Genomic DNA, 17,448 nt, shown 5'->3' on the forward strand with positions numbered 1-17,448 from the left:
GTCAGTAGAGGTGGCAAGCGCCGCGGTGCTCGGGCGCGATTTCACGAAGGACGGGCAGCTCGTTCTGGCAGGTCGCGAAGGCCTGCGGACACCGGGGATGGAAGCGGCAGCCGGCGGGCGGGTTGCGCATGTCGGGCGGCGAACCCGGGATGCCCTGCAGCTTGCGGCGCGGCCCCCGGACCGAGGGGAACGACCCGAGGAGCCCCTGCGTGTACGGGTGCTTCGGATCGCTGAAGAGGTCCTTGGCGCGGGCGGTCTCCGCGAGCTTGCCCGCGTAGAGGATGGCGATGCGCGTGGAGAACTCGGCGATGAGCGAGAGATCGTGCGTGATGAAGAGGATCGAGAAGCCGAGGCGCTCCTTGAGCTCGGCGATCTGCTGCAGGATCTCCCGCTGCACGACCACGTCGAGCGCCGTCGTCGGCTCGTCCATGATGAGGAACGGCGGCTTGAGCGCCATCGCGATCGCGATCACCACGCGCTGCCGCATGCCGCCCGACAGCTGGTGCGGGTAGCTGTTCAGGCGCGACGAGTCGATGTTCACGAGCTTGAGCAGCGCGGCCGCGCGCTCCAGCGCCTGAGCGGGCGTCACGCCGTCGTGCGCGATGATCGGATCCGCGATCTGCTCGCCGATCGTCAGCACCGGGTTGAGCGCGGTCATCGCGCTCTGGAACACCAGCGCCATCTTCCGCCAGCGGAAGGCGCGGAGCTGCTCCTCGTTCATCGCAAGGACGTCCTGCCCGGCGAAGTACACGTGCCCGCCCGTGATGACCGCCGGCGGGCGGAGAAGCCGCATGATGGCCATCGCCACCGTCGACTTGCCGCTCCCCGACTCGCCCGCGAGGCCGAGCACCTCGCCCGGGGCGATGTCAAAGGAGACGTTGTCGACCGCACACACCGGACCCGTCGGGGTGATGAACTCGACCCGGAGATCCTGAACCGAGAGAAGCGGACTAGGCGCCATGAGTCCTCACCACCGGCGTTGACGAACCCGCCGTGACCTTGCGGCTCCTGAGGAGACGCGACCAGGCTCCCTCCGAGCGGAGCCGCGGATTCGAGATCTCGTCGATCGCGTAATTGATGAGCGTGAGCGCAAACCCGACCAGCGCGACGCACACGCCGGTAGGGACGATGGTCCACCAGGCGCCCGTGAGCAGCGCGGCGTTGTTGCTCGCCCAGTAGAGGTTCGTCCCCCAGGTGACGGCGCTCAGATCGCCGAGCCCGAGGAACTCGAGGCCGACCTGGGCGCCGATGGCGTAGACCGTCGCGCCGATGAAGCCGGACATGAGGAGCGACGTCATGTTCGGCAGGATCTCCACGAAGATGATGCGCGCGCTGCTCTCGCCGCTCACGAGGGCCGCGGACACGAAGTCTTTGTCGCGCAGCGCGAGCACCTGCGAGCGGAGCACACGCGCGTTCCACGCCCAGCCCGTGAGGACGAGGACGAACAGGATCGTCAGCGGCCCGGCCGGCAGGTAGGCCGCGATGACCACGGCCATCGGCAGGCCAGGGATGATCAGGAACACGTTCGTGAGCAGCGAGAGCACGCTGTCGATCCAGCCGCCGAAGTAGCCCCCGGCCATGCCGATCGCCGCGCCGATCGCGATCACGGCGAAGCCCGTGGCGAAGCCGACGGCCAGTGAGGTCCGCGCGCCGACGATCGTCTGCGCGAGCACGTCCTGCCCCTGCCCGTTCGTGCCGAACAGGTGCTCGGCAGAGGGAGCCTCGTGCGGCATGCCCACGAACGCGTGCGGATCTTGGCGCACGATCGAGGGGCCGAGCAGCGAGAGGAGCAGGAAGAAGAGCACGATGAGCGTGCCCACCATCGCCTTGCGATTCGAGAGGAGCAGGCGGAGCCAGCCCGCCGAACGGGAGGCGCCGCCCCCGCTGTTGCCTTGTTGCGCAGCCATCGCTTCTCCTGGACCCAGCCGTCAGCGCCCGCGGGCGCGAGGATCAAGAAACACGTAGATCACGTCGACCAGGAAGTTCGCCCCCAGCACGGCGAACGTGATGGTGAGGAAGATCCCCTGCATGAGCGGATAGTCCTGGTTTCGAACCGCCTGGATGAGCAGATAGCCTTGCCCCGGATACGAGAAGACGATCTCGGTGAGCAGCGAGCCGGCGAGGACGAAGCCGAGCGCCATCCCGAAGCCGGTGACGTTGGGCAGGAGCGCGTTCCTCGCGGCGTAGGTGAACATGACCCGCCACTGCGAGAGCCCCTTGGCCTGCGCCATCGTGATGTACTCCTCGGACAGCACGGTGACCATCGCGCTGCGCATACCGAGCATCCAGCCGCCGATGGTGGCGATGACGATCGACAGGGCGGGCAGGACCATGTGCGAGAGCACGCTCCCGATGAACTCAAGGCTCCAATCGGGCGAGAGGGTGTCGCTGTAGGCGTGGCGCAGCGGGAAGGCCCCGAGCACGAACCCGAGGATGTAGAGCGACACCATCGCGAGCCAGAAGTAGGGGAAGGCGCCGAGGAACATCAGGACCGGCGGCATGACCGAGTCGAGCCAGCCGCCGCGCTTCCATGTCGCGATGATCCCGAGCAGCGTCCCCAGGCCGAAGCTGACGATCACGGCGGCGCCCGACAGGAGCAGCGTCCAGCCGAGCCCCGTCGCGATGACCTCCGTCACCTTCGCGGGGAAGTGCGCGATCGATGTGCCGAAATCGCCGACCAGGATGTGGCTCAGGTAGGTGAAGTACTGCTTGTAGAGCGGCTCATCCGTGAACCCGAACGCCTTCCGCAGCGCCTCGATCGCCTCCGGCTGCAGCTGCCCCCGGAAGCGCACGAACATGGCCGAGGCGGGATCGCCCGGCATGGCGCGCGGAATAAGGAAGTTCAGGGTGAGCGAGGCCCACGCCGCGATGAAGTACAAGCCCAGCTGTCGCAGAAGGTAACGCACAGAAGCTCTCTCTTTTAACCTGCTCTCCGGATCAGGTCACGCCCAACTTCACTTCGACTTGAGCTCGGTGAGCACCAGCAGGTACTCCGGCGGGTTGTTGGGCGACAGCTTCGCGTACGGGTTCTCCTTGCTGGGGAACCCGGTGAAGCGGCGTGTGTTGTACTCGCCCCAGGACGGTCCGGGGAACAGCGGGATCGAGGGCGCCGTCTCGGAGAAGATCTCCTGGAGCTGCTCGATGATCTTCTTCTGCTCCGCCGGCTCGGTCGCGGCCTCGAACGACTCGAAGAGGCTGTCGGCCTGCTTGGCGCCGAAGCGGTGCCAGTTGCGCGCCGACGTCTCGCCGACCGGCTTCGCGGTCGCGGTGCCGAGGAGGTCTCGGTAGAAGTTGTATGGGGTCGGCTCCTCGTTCGACCAGCCCATCGACAGGTCGAACGTGCCCTTCTGGAGCGCCTCGAAGAACGCGCTGAAGTCGTACGTCTTCAGCGTGGCCTCGACGCCGATCTGCTTCACCTGCTGCGTGACGATCTGCGCCGCGCGCACCCAGTCGGACCAGCCCGTGACGACGTTGAGATCGAAGCGCAGCGGCTTCCCGTCCTTCACGCGGATGCCGTCCGCTCCCTTGGCATAACCCGCCTCGTCGAGGATCTGGTTCGCCTTGGCCACGTTGAACTTGACCCAGTCGCCCGCCTCGACCGTCTTCTGGCTGCGCCAGCGCTCGTGCGCGTCGCTCAGCGCCGTTGCGTCCGCCGGGCGCGTGTAGTTGTTCATGGCGACCTTGACGATCTGCTCGCGGTCGAGCGACATGCTGATCGCCTTGCGCACCCGTGCGTCGTCGAGGGGCTTCTTCGTCGTGTTCGTGTAGACGAACACCGTGCTGCCGACGAGCGGGAACCAGTAGTGGTGATTCGTCGGGTCCTTGCCGACGTAGACCTTCTCGATCTCCGGGACGAAGTTGCCGGCCCAGTCAACCTCGCCGTTCAAGAGCGCCAGGTTCGCCTGGTCGTTGCCCGGGTACGCCGGGAAACGGAGCCCTTTGATCGCCGGCTTGCCCTGCTGCCAGTAGTTCGGGTTCCGGCCGAGCTCGTAGATCTGGTTCTGGAACGTCTTCACCTCGGTGAAGGGCCCCGTCGCGACCGGGTTCTCGTTCGTGTACGTGACCGGATCCGCCACGTCCTTCCACTTGTGCTCCGGCACGATCGGCTGGTGGCCGAGGAAGACGAGCCCGGGGACATACGGCCGCGTGAGCGTGAACTCGACCGTGGAGTCGCTCTTGGCCTCAACCGAGGTCAGCCACTTCCAGACGCCTTGCAGGTCGAGGGCGACGTGCTTCTTCAGGAGCCCGAAGGTGAAGGCCACGTCCTTCGCCGTGAACGGTTGGCCATCGGACCACTTGACGCCGGGCCGCGTCGTGACGGTGAGCGTCTTGTTCCCGTTACCCCACTCGTACTTCGATGCGAGCCAGGGGGTGAACTCGCCCTTCATCGTGTTGTAAACGAGGAGCGGCTCGTAGATGCCAGCGACGGTTGGCCAGCGAACGTTGCCTGGTGCGAGCAGAGGATTGAAGTTCCGCACCCATGACGCTTGCTGCTCGATCGAGACGGTCAGGAAGGTGTCAGCTGCCGGAGAGGGCTTGCCCGGCGCGGTGCTCGCGCCGCCCGTGGACTGCTTGGTCGGTTCGGTCTTCCCGCACCCCGCTGTGACACCGACCGAAAGCAGCAACGTCGACAACACGAACGTCCGACGCGGCAACAACCAGTTCCTCATGAGCATGCTCCTCGCGGGGCCCTCGTGGTTACGCCCGAGCGCCCACCGTCCCTCTCCCACTTATCGATCTCCCTGGAAGCCACCACGCGGCAGAGCGGCTCGCCGGAATTCGACACCGCGACGCAGTGCGCCATACCAGCATCCAGACGTCGGCACTGTAGCCGTTTTCGCACAGCAGTGTCAACGGGGATTCGAGGTCGCTGTCAAGTTCTCGCGCCGCTTACTCAGGCGCGTTTTCAAGGGAGGTGTCGTGGCGCGTCATGTCTCGCAGCGGCAACTCCGTCTCATGGTGCTCATGGTGTCATCACGCGTCATGAGGAATGATGGCTTAAGCACTGGCACTGTTATTTTCTTTGGCCGCAGCAAGAAAGTAAGCAGTCACAGACGCGTCGGTTCAGGCACCTGGGGTGCTCCGCGGTCCACGCGCGTCCGGGGCACGTCTATACAGACGTCCGCGGGCGATTACAAGACCAGAAATTTCCAACTTCGCGCCGGTGGATCAGGTGGGCACGCTCCCACGGCGAGCGCGGACACCCTCCTGGGCGGGTAGCGAGGGAAGGCCGCGTCAGGGGCGGACGCTGGCCGAGCGTCGGGTGCGCTCAGCGTTGGTGTGCGGGCCGCGATTCGACGCCTGATGGGCTGGTCCTCTCCGCCGTGGGCCGTCAGTACCACGTATCAGGAAAGGCTCCCTTCGATGTCATCAATGTTTCGCGCGCAGGCGCGGGCCAGGCGGGCGGCCGCGAGCGCTCCTCACGGGAGCGGGGGAGCGGACGCTGGCACGGGGAGCTCGCTGCCGAAGAGCTCGTCTGCGGTGCAGTTGTCGAGGAACGCGCTCTCCTTTTCCAGCTTCAGCTGAGGCTCGGGCGAGCCCTGCACGACCAGCCCGAAGCGGTTGTCCAGGGCGCGAACCCCGGAGAGGCGACCCGTACTCCGGTCGTACAGGATGCCGGCGCGCGCACAGCCTTCGACCCGCACGTCATCGAGCGCGACGGTGGAGCCGGCGAGCGCGAGGACGCCGTCGGCGACGAGCTCGTCGCGCCGCCTGCCCTGTGCGGCGCCGGGATCACCCGTCACCCCGTCGACGACCGTCTGCGAGATCTCCGCCTCGGAGGCGAACAGCACCACGCCGGCCGTGCGGCTCCCGCGGACGAGGGACGAGGCGAGCCGGATCTCGTACCCCGCGGCGGCGACGCCGATGCCCGTGCTGTCGTCGTCGTCATCGTCGTCATCGTCGTCATCGTCGTCATCGCCTGATTCGCCGCCCGCGGTGCCGTCGATCAGGTTCCCGATGATCTCGACCTTGCTGCCGAGGATCTCCGTGCCGGCGAAGACGCCGACGGAGCGGTTGCCGCTCACGACATTGCCCTCGAGCACGGCGGTGGCGCCCCGGTAGATGACGATCCCCTGCCCCACCGGCGCCCGGCGGTCCGGCGCGACATGCCCCTCGACGAGGTTGCCTGTCACGGTCGCCTCGGACCCGTCATATCCCACGAGCAGGCCGGTGCCCTCGTTGCTGCGAATGGCATTCGACGCGAGCGTCACTCGGCCCTCCGCCACGGTCAGCCCGGCGCCGTCCCCCCAGCCGCCTTCGGCGAGGGTGCCTTCGATGAGGTTGCCGCCGGCGATCAGCTCGGCGGAAGAGTCGCCGACGTGAACCCCGGTGCCGCGGTTCCGGACGACCGCGCTGTCGTGGAGGCGCATCGCCGCGCCGCGGGCGACGGCGACGCCGAATCCGCCGAGCAACGACCCGGTCGGGGCCGCCACCGTGCCCTGCACCAGGCTCCGCGTCATCGTCGCCGCGCTGCCCTCGCCGATGACGGCGACGCCGATCTCCGTGTTGCCGAGGACCACGCTCGAGTCGATCGCGACGCGCGCTTGCCTCGTCGCATACACGCCGACGCCGTACGGCGGGTCGGAGCTCCCGGGGCCCGTCCCCTCGACGAGAACGCCAGAGAGGGTCGCGGCCGCGCTGGCGGCCACGAGGATCCCGGACAGCTGGTTTCCAACGACAGCCGTGCTCTCGATCGACGCCTCGGCGCCGTCCTGCACGACGATCCCCTGGCCGTCCGCCGGGTAGCGCCCCGACGACAGGGTCCCCTCGACGAGGCTGCCCACCACAGACGCCGTGGCGCCCGCCTGGAGCGCCGCCACGCCCGCCGCGCGGTTGCCCGTCACGGCGCTCTCCTTCACGAGGAGCGCGCCGCCGGCGTCCGCGAAGGCGCCGATGCCGGTTCCTGCGCTGCCGTCGCGCGTCCCCTCGATCCAGCTCTGCGCCACCGAGAGGCGGGCGCCATCGCCCGACACGACGCCGGCATGCAGGGCGTCCTTGATGTGAACGCGCTCGAGCGTCACGGCGCTCGCGCCGGTCGCCACGACGCCGGCGCCGTCTCCGCCGATCTCGATCCCCCGGAGCGTCACCTCCCCTGCGTCGAGCACGGCCACGATCGCGGGAGGACGCACGGCCGCGCTCACCCCGCGGATCCGCACGCGCGAGGCGCACGGGCCGGCGATCTCGATCGGCTTCGTGATGACGAGCGGCTCGTCGTAGGTCCCCGCCGCGAGCGCGATCGTCCCGCCGTCGGCGACGAGCCCGAGCGCCGCCTCGATCGTCGTGACCGGCCTCGCCTCGGATCCGTCGCCGTCCGCGCCGGAGTAGCTCGGATCCACATAGACGTTCCCGGACACGCGCGGGACGCTCCCCCACGGCCCGCGCCCGCAGCCGGCGGTGCCGTCGACCGGCACACACCCCGCTTCCGGCGTCGCGAACGTGCCTGTCGGGCACCTCGCCATGGCCGGCCTGCAGAGCCCGTCGTCGCCCGCGAGCTCCGGAGCGCAGCGGGGGATGCCAGCGGGAATACAGCCCTCATCGAACTTCGGGATCGTCCCCGCAGGGCATTTCTCCATCGATGGATGGCAGAGCCCGTCGTCCTCCACGAACAGCTCGGCGCACCCCTGGATGCCCACCGGCATGCACGCGCCCGCGGGGCCAAGGACGTGCCCAGGCGCGCAGCTCGGCGCGCGCGGCGCGACGCCCTTGCATACGAGCTCGTCGCCGGAGCTCCCCGATGGGTCGCTGCACGCCGCGACGAGCGGCAAGAGGGCCGCGATGCAGGCGGCCAGGCAAGATGAACCCGCGCGCGTCGCGCAGAAGCGCATGCAATTCCCCTCCTTGGAAAACGCTGCCTCGCGCCTCGCGGGATCCCGCTCCGCAGGCGAACAGCTCTCCAGAGCTCCCGCAGCAGCGCGAAGACCGCGCGTGGCCTCCATGAACAGGCGCTCCAAGCGCCCGAGATCGTCGATGAGCCCGCGCCAGGGTGACGAGGACGCCGCCTGTGCGCCTGTGCGCCTGTGCGGCGCCGCGCGAGCTCCTGTAGCGTAATGAATCCTACAACGGGAGATGCGCTCCTGCCAGGCAAAGGAGCCGTGATCACGCCGACTTTCCCTTCGCTGCAGCGCCACGGACGGCTGCGCCGCGCCGGGTCTCTCGGGCGTGGGCGCGCGAACCTCGCTGACACCGAGGCTCGCGCGCGGCCGAGCGTGTCGGTCAGACGTCTTCTGTCAACCACGTTGAGCCGGGCGGAGCCGGGCGAACGCGGCGCAGGGACGCCCCGCGAAGGCGGCCGCTCCCGCTGCATCGCGGGCCCGCCGTCCGCGGCTGAAGGCGGCGGCCGCGCCGTCGTTCCGGACGACGGGGCGACGCGCGGCGTGGCGCAGAGCGCAGCACAGGCGCGCAACGACGGCGAGGTTGCCGCAGGAGGAGCGCCGCACAGGGCCCTTGTCGGCCGAAGTGGGCTGAGCAGGGCGTGACCAGATGGCCGCTAGCGATGAGAACATCTCCGCCGACGAGCGCAGATGTCGAGTCGCTGCAGCCCCTGATTGCAGGGATCGACCAGGTCTTCGGAAATGCGGCTTGCCGGGCGCGATAAAGCCGCAAGTCGGGTCGTCCTCCCCCCGTCTCATGCCGTCCCGCCGCGCGCGACGCGCGGGGGGCGCCCTGCGATGGGCGTCGACATTTGCCTTTCTCCAGCGCTCGAAAGGCTCCCACATCGGCGCTGCGAGGCGACGTCGGCGCGCGCCGGCGCGGCGGCGCCCCGGCGCGATGAAACGGGGCAGAACGCTCACCCGGTGCGGATTCAGACAATGCACTTTCGCCGTCGCCGACGCGGCAGGCTCTGCACACGAGGAGTCAGGCACGCAGCCTGCTCTCCACGCCGTTCAACATGCCGGCGCGGGCCCGAGGGCCGTAGCAGGGCATGGAAGGAGGACGGATGGTTCGCTCAATCGATATGAAGATGGCGCACGCGGCGATGCTCTTTTCTGTGTTGATGACCGGGTGCGCAGTCGACGCGGTGGCTCCGCAAGAGGCCGACTTGGACCAGGCTGACGTCGACGTGGCGTCGAGTGAGCAGGCGTTGGAGGAAGAGGAAGCGACGGACGAGGACACGCGGGGCGGCGGCCTGATCGGCGCGCCCGGGGTGCCGGGCAAGACCGATATCGGCCAGGCCCCCATCAAGGGCGGCGGCCCGCTCCAGGGCCCCGGCGGCATCGGACAGGGCCCCATCAAGGGCGGCGGCCCGCTCCAGGGCCCCGGCGGCGTTGGACAGGGACCCATCAAGGGCGGCCTTGGCGGCGGCCCGCTCCAGGGCCCCGGTGACATCGGACAGGGCCCCTTCAAGGGCGGCCCGCTCCAGGGCCCCGGCGGCGTTGGACAGGGCCCCATCAAGGGCGGCCTTGGCGGCGGCCCGCTCCAGGGCCCCGGTGGCCCGCTCCAGGGCCCCGGCGACATCGGACAGGGCCCCATCAAGGGCGGCGGCCCGCTCCAGGGCCCCGGCGGCCCCGTCGGGCAGGTCGGGCAGATGCCCGGCGGCCCGGTCGGGCAGATGGGCGGCTTCCCCGGCATGGGCGGCTTCCCCGGCATGGGCGGCTTCCCCGGCATGGGCGGCTTCGGGTGGCCGCTCGGCATGGGCGGCTATCCGTACGGCGGCTTCGGCTTCCCCGGCGGCTTCGGCGCGCCGCTCGGCGGCTTCGGCGGCGGGGGGTGCTGCGGCGGAGGTGGTTTCCCTGGATCGTTCTGACGTCGTTCCTTGGGCGCGACGGCCACGCTGCCGCCGCGAGCCGTGGTGAATCGATACGAGGGTCCGCCCGAACCTGCGGGGAGAGTCACAGCAGCTCCCCGCGAGGCGGGCGGCCCGTCCGTCGACCGGCCTCTCGAGAGAGGGCGCCCGGGCGGAGCGCGGGGCCCGCGAAACGTTGGACCCGCGCCGCGCGGTCGAGGCAGCATACGGCGATGGAAGACGCCCCCCTCCTAGAGCGCGAACCGGAGACCAACATCTTCGGCGAATCCATGGCGGTGTTTCACACCGCCGCGGACCTCATCGGCCTGGCTCCCCGCATCCGGCTGGAGCTCGAGCAGCCCGACTACGAGCACATCTTCTACATCACCACGCAGCTCCAGGACCGCCTCGTCCCCTTCCGCGGAGAGGCGGCCGCGGCCTACGAGCGGCTCCCTGCGTCGGTGATCCCGAACCGGGGCGCGATCACCCCGCTCTTCAACGGCAAGCTCATCCTCCGCCCCGAGGCGCTCCGGACCGGCTCGATCCACATGCAGGACGGCGCGATCCGCCTCGCCGATCAGGGCCTTTACCGCATCCAGGCCGGCGCGTTCGTGCGCTTCAAGGCCTATCGGGTCCAGCACAACCAGGCGCGAGGGCCTTACAAGGGCGGGCTGCGCTTCCACAAGGCCGTGTCGCTCGACCTGTTCAACGCCCTCGCCGCCGAGATGACCTGGAAGACGGCCATCGCTGATGTCCCGTTCGGCGGCGCCAAGGGGGGTATTCGCATGGATCCGCGCGAGCACAGCAAGGAGGAGCTCGAGGCGATCTCGCTCCGGTACATGTACCGGCTGAAGCAGCTCATCGGGCCCAACGTGGACATCCCCGCGCCGGACGTGGGCACGAACGCCGAGGTGATGGCGTGGCTCCTGCGCCAGTACAGCGATGGCGAGCGCGAGCGGGTCAACCACCGCGGCGTCGTCACGGGCAAGGACGTGCGCATCGGCGGCTCCGAGGGGCGCGTCAAGGCGACCGGGCAGGGGCTCGCCTACTGCATCGAGGAGTGGTACGCGCAGCGCGGCGCCACCCTCGCGGGGGCGCGCTTCATCGTGCAGGGCTTCGGCAACGTCGGCTCCGCCGCCGCCGAGATCCTGTGCCGGATGGGCGCGCGGTGTGTGGCGGTGCAGGACGCCGACGGCGCGATCTACGACCCGAACGGCATCGACGTCGGCGCGCTGATGACCCACGTCAACGAGAACCCGCAGAACCTCCGGCGGTCGGTCGCCGGCTACAGCGGCGCCCAGGCGATCGCGCGGGACGATTTCTGGAGCGTGGACGCGGACATCTGCATCCCGGCCGCGCTCGGCGACGCCATCACCGGCGAGGTGGCCGAGCGGCTCAAGGCGAAGCTCGTGGCCGAGGGCGCCAACCGCCCGACCACGACCGAGGGCGACAAGGTGCTCGCGGAGCGCGGCATCAGCGTCATCCCCGACATCATCGGCAACGCGGGGGGCGTGACCGTCTCCTATTACGAGTGGATCCAGAACAAGCGCATGGAGCACTGGACCGAGGGCGAGGTGAACGCGCGGCTGGAGCGCGCCATCAAGAGCAACTACCGCCTGATCTGCGACATCGCGGAGGACCGGCCGCGCCGCTCGGACGATCACGACTCGACCGGGCTCGTCCTGGGCAAGCGCCTGCCGATGCGGCTCGCCGCGATGGTGCTCGCGCTCAAGCGGATCGAGGCGCACTACATGCTGGAAGGGTTCTCTCAGTGATCCCGGCAAAACGACGCCAGCGGGCGTGTCCGGCCCCCCATCGGCCGGACGCCCGGGCGGGGGTCAACGGGCGACGCCGTACCCGAGCTTCTTGATGCCGTAGACCTTGATCTTGTGCTGGAGCGTTCGCAGCGGCAGCTCGAGGCGACGCGCCGCCTCCGTCTGGTTCCAGTCGGACGCGCGCAGCGCCTCGAGCAGGAGCTCGGCCTCGATCTGCTCCAGGCGCGTCTTGAGGCCGACCGGGGGGCCCGCCGCCTGCCCCGGATCGGACGCGCGCGGGGGGAGCGGCTCGGACGGGCGCGAGGGCAGCGGCTCGGACGCGCGCTGGGAGAGGGCCGGCGCGACGCCGGGCTCGGAGGAGCGCGAGACGTCGACAGCGCGAGAGGGCGTGGGCGGCGAGCTGGGCGAGGTCACCGCCAGGCGGATGCGCTCGGGGAGATCGCGCGCCATGATCGCGTCGCCCTCCGCGATCACCACCGCCCGCTCGATCGCGTTCCGGAGCTCACGCACGTTGCCGGGCCACGAGTAGCACTTGAGGAGCGCCAGGGCCTCGGGCGCGAGCGACTGGACCCTGCTGATGTTCGCCGAGTTCGCCTGCGCCAGGAAGCCCGCCGCGAGCGTCGCGATGTCGTCGCGGCGCGCGCGGAGCGGCGGGATGTTCAGCGTCATCGCGTTCAGCCGGTAGAGCAGATCGAGCCGGAACGTGCCCGCGTCGCACATCGCGTCGAGGTCACGGTGCGTCGCCGCGATCACGCGGACGTCGACCTCCAGCTCCTTGGTCGCGCCGACGCGCGTCACCCGCTTGGTCTCGAGCACGCGCAGGAGCGCGGCCTGCGCGGCCGCGGGCAGCTCGCCGATCTCGTCGAGCAGGACCGTGCCGCCGGCGGCCGCCTCGAAGACGCCCTTGTGCTGCTGGCTCGCCCCGGTGAAGGCGCCGCGCTCGTGGCCGAACAGGGTGCTCTCGACGAGCAGCGCCGGGATCGCCCCGCAATTCACGCAGATGAGCGGCTCGCCGCGGCGCGGGCTGCCGTCGTGGATGAACCTCGCGAGCACCTCCTTGCCCGTCCCGGTCTCGCCGCGCAGGAGCACGGGGATCGAGGAGCGCGCGGCCCGTAGCGCCACCTCGACGAGCGACCGCATGAGCGGGCTCTTGGTCGCGAGGAGGTGGCCGTCGGCCTCCCACTGGCTCTCCGGCGGCGCGCCCGGCGGGCACGCCTCGTCGGGCGGCCGGGTGCTGTCGACCTTCGGCGTGACGTAGACCAGCGCGCCCTCCGGGGGCGCGAGGCGCACGGGCTCGGCGGGGGTGGCGCTCCGCGACGCCTCGTGGCTGACCTCGATGAGCTTGTCGATGGACGTCGCGGCGTCGGGGGACACGGCGACCCCCGAGACCAGCACGGGCTCTCCCTCGCGGCGCGCGACGATCGTCTTCGCGAGCTCCTCGGCGAGCTCGGGGGTGACCTCGGGGAGCAGGATCTCGAGGGTGTCGGCGCTGTAGAAGGCGACGCGATCGACAGGCCTCAGCGCCTCGCGCACGCGGAGCCCCCAGTGGCGGAGGTGGCTCGCCTGCGCGCCGAGCGAGCGGACCACGACGAGCGCGAACTTGCGGCCGAAGAACCTGGACCGCACGATCTCGGCCTGGAGCGCGAAGCGGAGCGCGTCGGAGCCCTCCAGGCCGAACGGGGGCATCTCGCCCCCGGAGAGCACATGGACCGACGCGACGATGCCGCCGAGCAGCACCTCGTCCCCGGCCTTGACCACGCCGCTCTCGACCCGTTGCCCGGAAATGCGCGTCCCGTTGCGCGAGCCGAGGTCCTCGACCACGACCTCGCCGCCCACGAGCGTGAAGCGCGCGTGCCGCCGCGAGATGCTCCTGTCCCGGATCACCACGTCGGCCGGGGCCTCCCTGCCGACGACGACGCCGACGCCGGGGCTCATCGGGGCCATCTCGACGCCGTCATGATGATAGACGAGCAGGAGCACACGCCGCTTCTCCGAGCGCGCGCTCTGGAGAAGCTCCCCTGTCTTGATGGACAGCGGCGCGGTCGTCGCCATGGGGCCGGTCCTGTAACCGCTCACACTGCCCAACTACGCCTCATTCCTCCCAACGGCAACCGGGAAGCGGCGGCACCCTGGGTCTTCGATGAAAGCGCCCCGGGTCGACGAAAGCGCGCGCAGTCAGCCAGGCGCTGGCCTCGCCGCGTGTCCGCGCGCGTTCGCCGACCACCCGCGCTTTCGCTGCCCGCGCGCGCGTTCGTCGAAGACCCGGGGGCGCCGCGAGGGGCGTCCGCATGGTAAGAAGGTCGGATGCTCCGTCTCAACGCCGAATGGACACAGGTGCTCCGCCGGTACAAGGAAGACCACCAGGATCCACGCAACCAGGCGTGTCACCAGGTCGGCATACCGCTGATCGTCGCGAGCTTCCCCGTGGGCGCAACGCTCATCGGCCTCCCGCTCGCGGCCGCGATGTTCACGACGGGCTGGGGCTTCCAGTTCGTGGGCCACTACTTCGAGGGGAAGAAGCCGTCGTTCGTGGACGACAAGCGGAGCTTGATGATCGGCGTGCTCTGGTGTCTCGAGAAGTACGGCCTGCGCGTCTTCGAAGAGACGCCCGCCCCCTGACGCTCCTCGCCAGGCGCTTCCCGGGCGCCGTCCACGTGCACGGCTGTGACGCGGACAGATCGGCTTCCTGCATCAGAAAGCCTGGAAACTGGTTTTCTCTGCCACTGTGCTGCATTGCGCAAAGCTTTCTTGACGTGATGCACGCACGGTCGTACCTGTGTCGCCAGCGGGGGCGACGACTCTTCCTATTTCGGGTTCTCGGCAGGCACCGCGCCCGCCGGCGCATCGGTGTCCGTCCGCGCGTGCTCCTGTCCCGACGAGCTCCCGGAGCGCCGGGACCGGCCCGCCGCAGGCGATGAGATGGACGAGGACGAGGAGACGGGGGATGGGGGGTGCGGGGAGCATGAGAGGGAAAGTCGCCGTGATCACGGGGGGCACCTCGGGGATCGGGCTCGCGACGGCATCCGCGCTGGCGCGGCAGGGCGCCCGGGTGACCGTGCTCTGTCGCCGGACCGGCTCCGACGGCGCGAGGAAGCTCGCCGCGCTGAAGGTGCTCGGCGAGGTCAACCTCATCGAGTGTGACCTCGGCCGGCTCGCGTCCGTGCGCACCGCGGCTCGCCAGGTGGCCGATCGATGCGGGGTCGTTCACCTGCTCGTGAACAACGCGGGCGTGTTCCTGCGCGAACGCGCGGAGTCAGCCGACGGCCTCGAGATGACGTTCCAGGTGAACTACCTGTCGCATTTCCTGCTGTCGAACCTGCTGCTCGACCGGCTCAAGGCCGCGCGCGACGCGCGCGTGGTCAACCTGGTCGCGCCGGTGGACAGCATCCGGCTCGACTTCGATGATCTCATGTCGAAGCGCTCCTATTCGTTCCTCTCCGCCTCCGCGCGGTCGAAGCTCGCGCTCGTGCTCGCGGCGCGCCGCCTCGCGGAGAGGCTCTCGGGCACCGGAGCCCAGGTGCTCTGCTACTACCCTGGCCTCGTGCGCTCAGGGCTGTTCGAGGGGACCTCGCGCGTCCTCAAGGCGCTGATCGACGTCGTGGGCGCGACCCCGGCGCAGGCGGCCGCGAACCTCCTCGCGATCCTGGCCAACACGGCGCCCGCCGGGAGCCCCGCCTTCTTCGAGCGGACCAGGGCGAGGCCTCTCAAGGGAATGGCGACGGACGCAGAGGCGGCCTCGCGGCTCTGGGAGATGAGCTCGCGGCTCGTCGGCTTCACCTGAACGGAAGGGGCCCCCGGCTCACCGAAACCCCCGCTTCTTGAGCTCCGCGGCGAGCGACGACTGCACGCGCTCGACCTCCCGGCCGATGGCCCGCACCGCCTCCGTCGCGCTCTCGAGCGTCCCCGCGCGCGCCTCGCGATCGAGCCGCGCGCAGAGCTCCTTCAGGCTGAAGGCAGTGAGCGCGTCGGCGCTCTCGTAGAGCGCCCACGCGAGCCGCTCGAGCTCGCCGAGCGCGCCCTGCGCCGCGGCCTCGCGCATCGAGGCCACCCGGGTCGGGGCCTCCGTGAGGAAGAGCTCGATCACCTCGGTGACGACGTCGGGCTCGACAGCGCGCAGCCCGCCCCGCGGCCGCGAGGAGGCGGGCTCGCCGCGCTTCGATGTCGACGGCGGCGAGGGCGTGACCAGGGTCGGCGGAGCGAGCTCCACGCTCGGCGGCGCGCCGTCGGGGTGGGCGGCCTCGTACGCGCCGGACCGCGACGTCGCGCCGGGAGGCCGCCGCCCGCGGTCGGCCTCGTCCTGCCTCGGCGGCTTCGATGAGGCCGTCGCTCGCGGCGACTTCGGCGGGTGCGCGCGCGCCCCGGCGGACACGTGCTCCGGCGGCAGCCCTGCGAGCAGCCGCAGGCTCGAGTGCAGCTGCGCGCGCCGGATCGGCTTGATGAGCATGGAGTCGACCTCGGCGCGGCTGGGCGCCTCCCTGCCGGGGTAGGTCATGAGGCCGACGCGAACGGGCGCGATCGCGGGGTCTGCCTTGATGCGCTGGAGCAGCATCAGGCCGTCGAGATCGGCCAGCTCGAGGTCGATCAGCACCATGTCGTAGGCGGCGCCGGCGTCCGCCGCCTCGCGCAGCGCCGCCAGGGCGGCGGCGCCGCTGCCCGAGGTGCGGCAAGCGAGCCCGAGCTCCTCGATCAGCCTTCGCACCACCTGACGCACCGAGCCGCTGTCGTCGACCACGAGCACCCGCTTCCCGGGCAGGTCGATGCGCGGGATGAGCGCGCGCTCCGCGCCGCGCGCGCGCCGCTCGAACGGCAGCGCGAACGAGATCCCATGCCGGCGGGCGTCGATGTCCGCGGGCTCGCAGAGCTCGCCGCCCATCGCGACGACCAGGCGCTTCGCGACGGCCATACCGGACGTCACGCCGAGATCCCGCCCGGACGCGGGCCGCGCTCCCCCGCCCGGCGCGCCCGCTGCCCCCGGCGCCGCCGCGCCGTCCGCGCGCCCTGCCCCGCCCGCGAGGTGGACATCGAAGCGCACCCGCGCGCGCGATCGCTCAGGCGCACCGTCGAGCCTGCCTTTCGCCTCGTCGTGGCGGGCCGCGTCCAGCGCGGCGCGCACCAGCACCTCGCCGCGGGGCGCCGCGCCGATCGCGGTCGCCACGACGTTCGTCAGGATCTGCCGCAGCCGCGCGGCGTCGCCGCGCACCGCCGACGGCACGTCCGGCTCGACGTCGAGCACGAGCTCGGTCCCCTCGTCATGCGCGCGATCGCCGAGCAGCTCCGCCGCGTCCTCGATCGCCCGGCGCAGATCGAAGTCGGCGTGATCGACGTGCAGCCCGCGGCCGTCCGGCTGGCCGAGCGAGATGAGATCGTCGACCATCGAGAGCACCGCGTCGCCGCTGCTCCGGATGCGCCGCGCCCAGGCGCGCTGCTCCGGATCGAGCTCGCTGTCGAGCAAGAGGCTGCTGAATCCGACGATCCCGCTGAGCAGCGTCTGGATCTCGTGCCGCATCTGCGCGACCGCGCTCGCCTCACCCTCTTCAGGGACGAGCGCCCATGGCCGCGCGGTTGGCTCCTGCGGCGTGAGCGCGCGCTCCGCGGACTCGCTGCTCCTCGTGCCGGGGCTGCTCTCTGGACCGCTCCGGCGCTGCTCTTTGCCTACCATCGACGCCCCGCCACGCCGTGGTCACCCGCCCCACGCGGGCCCCACGACGCCGGAGCTTCAAGTGTACTGCTTACAATGCCCCGGAGAGAAGCTCGCCGTGCGCGCCGGGACGACCGCTCCGCGCCGTGCGCGCGCCAAGCACGCGCCATTAACGCGCCATTCACGCAGTCTCAGCGTCCGTCAGCTCCCGCGCCCCGCGCCACGGCGGGGGCTCGGCGGCGGGAGCGCGACGCGCCCGAGCGCGCGCCGAGGGCGGAAGATTGCTCGGGGGCGACGGATCCCTGCGCGCT

Annotated in this window: 11 protein-coding genes; 4 read left to right on the forward strand and 7 right to left on the reverse strand. The window is 70.7% G+C overall.

Features of this window, described 5'->3' with window-relative positions; genetic code table 11:
• Nucleotide 1: 1 nt before the first annotated feature.
• The 5 genes from WME79_RS24150 to WME79_RS24170 all read right to left on the reverse strand — a co-directional run bounded on the left by WME79_RS24150 (nucleotide 2) and on the right by WME79_RS24170 (nucleotide 7,826).
• Nucleotides 2-961, reverse strand: coding sequence for an ABC transporter ATP-binding protein (locus WME79_RS24150; RefSeq protein ID WP_437539390.1), 960 nt, complete (start codon nucleotides 959-961; stop codon nucleotides 2-4).
• Nucleotides 951-1,907: an ABC transporter permease gene (locus tag WME79_RS24155; RefSeq protein WP_437539392.1), complete on the reverse strand. Its 957-nt coding sequence runs from the start codon at nucleotides 1,905-1,907 to the stop codon at nucleotides 951-953. The genes WME79_RS24150 and WME79_RS24155 overlap by 11 nt, the downstream gene beginning before the upstream one ends.
• A gap of 21 nt (nucleotides 1,908-1,928) precedes the next feature.
• Nucleotides 1,929-2,906: an ABC transporter permease gene (locus WME79_RS24160; protein WP_437539394.1), complete on the reverse strand. Its 978-nt coding sequence runs from the start codon at nucleotides 2,904-2,906 to the stop codon at nucleotides 1,929-1,931.
• A gap of 48 nt (nucleotides 2,907-2,954) precedes the next feature.
• Entirely contained in the window at nucleotides 2,955-4,670 is a 1,716-nt protein-coding gene (locus WME79_RS24165) for an ABC transporter substrate-binding protein (protein ID WP_437539396.1), read from the reverse strand.
• Between the two features lie 750 nt (nucleotides 4,671-5,420).
• Entirely contained in the window at nucleotides 5,421-7,826 is a 2,406-nt protein-coding gene (locus tag WME79_RS24170; RefSeq protein ID WP_437539398.1) for a right-handed parallel beta-helix repeat-containing protein, read from the reverse strand.
• A gap of 1,112 nt (nucleotides 7,827-8,938) precedes the next feature.
• Here WME79_RS24170 and WME79_RS24175 point away from each other — a divergent pair.
• Both WME79_RS24175 and WME79_RS24180 read left to right on the forward strand, forming a co-directional pair.
• On the forward strand, nucleotides 8,939-9,745 hold the full coding sequence (locus WME79_RS24175) for a hypothetical protein (RefSeq protein WP_437539400.1): 807 nt from the start codon (nucleotides 8,939-8,941) through the stop codon (nucleotides 9,743-9,745).
• Nucleotides 9,746-9,957: 212 nt separating this feature from the next.
• Entirely contained in the window at nucleotides 9,958-11,499 is a 1,542-nt protein-coding gene (locus tag WME79_RS24180; protein WP_437539402.1) for a Glu/Leu/Phe/Val family dehydrogenase, read from the forward strand.
• 63 nt (nucleotides 11,500-11,562) lie between these two features.
• Here the strand turns inward: WME79_RS24180 and WME79_RS24185 are convergent, their stop codons facing one another.
• Nucleotides 11,563-13,551: a sigma 54-interacting transcriptional regulator gene (locus WME79_RS24185; RefSeq protein WP_437539404.1), complete on the reverse strand. Its 1,989-nt coding sequence runs from the start codon at nucleotides 13,549-13,551 to the stop codon at nucleotides 11,563-11,565.
• A 252-nt stretch (nucleotides 13,552-13,803) separates the two neighbouring features.
• On the opposite strand from WME79_RS24185, the gene WME79_RS24190 reads away from it, so the two are divergent.
• Both WME79_RS24190 and WME79_RS24195 read left to right on the forward strand, forming a co-directional pair.
• Nucleotides 13,804-14,118, forward strand: a complete 315-nt coding sequence (locus tag WME79_RS24190; RefSeq protein WP_437539406.1) for an Mpo1-like protein — start codon at nucleotides 13,804-13,806, stop codon at nucleotides 14,116-14,118.
• A 343-nt stretch (nucleotides 14,119-14,461) separates the two neighbouring features.
• Nucleotides 14,462-15,280 (forward strand): SDR family NAD(P)-dependent oxidoreductase, encoded by an 819-nt coding sequence (locus WME79_RS24195; RefSeq protein WP_437539408.1) that lies wholly within the window; start codon nucleotides 14,462-14,464, stop codon nucleotides 15,278-15,280.
• An 18-nt stretch (nucleotides 15,281-15,298) separates the two neighbouring features.
• Here the strand turns inward: WME79_RS24195 and WME79_RS24200 are convergent, their stop codons facing one another.
• Nucleotides 15,299-17,158, reverse strand: coding sequence for a response regulator (locus WME79_RS24200; protein WP_437539409.1), 1,860 nt, complete (start codon nucleotides 17,156-17,158; stop codon nucleotides 15,299-15,301).
• Between the last annotated feature and the right edge of the window lie 290 nt (nucleotides 17,159-17,448).

The sequence above is a fragment of the Sorangium sp. So ce726 genome (assembly GCF_051521405.1).
Lineage (GTDB): Bacteria > Myxococcota_A > Polyangia > Polyangiales > Polyangiaceae > Sorangium.

What these genes read in the sequence shown, in the direction of transcription:
- WME79_RS24185 (WP_437539404.1), bottom strand. Translation starts at nt 13,551, where the DNA reads ATGGCGACGACCGCGCCGCTGTCCATCAAGACAGGGGAGCTTCTCCAG.
- WME79_RS24150 (WP_437539390.1), bottom strand. Translation starts at nt 961, where the DNA reads ATGGCGCCTAGTCCGCTTCTCTCGGTTCAGGATCTCCGGGTCGAGTTC.
- WME79_RS24200 (WP_437539409.1), bottom strand. Translation starts at nt 17,158, where the DNA reads ATGGTAGGCAAAGAGCAGCGCCGGAGCGGTCCAGAGAGCAGCCCCGGC.
- WME79_RS24170 (WP_437539398.1), bottom strand. Translation starts at nt 7,826, where the DNA reads ATGCGCTTCTGCGCGACGCGCGCGGGTTCATCTTGCCTGGCCGCCTGC.
- WME79_RS24155 (WP_437539392.1), bottom strand. Translation starts at nt 1,907, where the DNA reads ATGGCTGCGCAACAAGGCAACAGCGGGGGCGGCGCCTCCCGTTCGGCG.
- WME79_RS24190 (WP_437539406.1), top strand. Translation starts at nt 13,804, where the DNA reads ATGCTCCGTCTCAACGCCGAATGGACACAGGTGCTCCGCCGGTACAAG.
- WME79_RS24195 (WP_437539408.1), top strand. Translation starts at nt 14,462, where the DNA reads ATGAGAGGGAAAGTCGCCGTGATCACGGGGGGCACCTCGGGGATCGGG.
- WME79_RS24180 (WP_437539402.1), top strand. Translation starts at nt 9,958, where the DNA reads ATGGAAGACGCCCCCCTCCTAGAGCGCGAACCGGAGACCAACATCTTC.
- WME79_RS24165 (WP_437539396.1), bottom strand. Translation starts at nt 4,670, where the DNA reads ATGAGGAACTGGTTGTTGCCGCGTCGGACGTTCGTGTTGTCGACGTTG.
- WME79_RS24175 (WP_437539400.1), top strand. Translation starts at nt 8,939, where the DNA reads ATGGTTCGCTCAATCGATATGAAGATGGCGCACGCGGCGATGCTCTTT.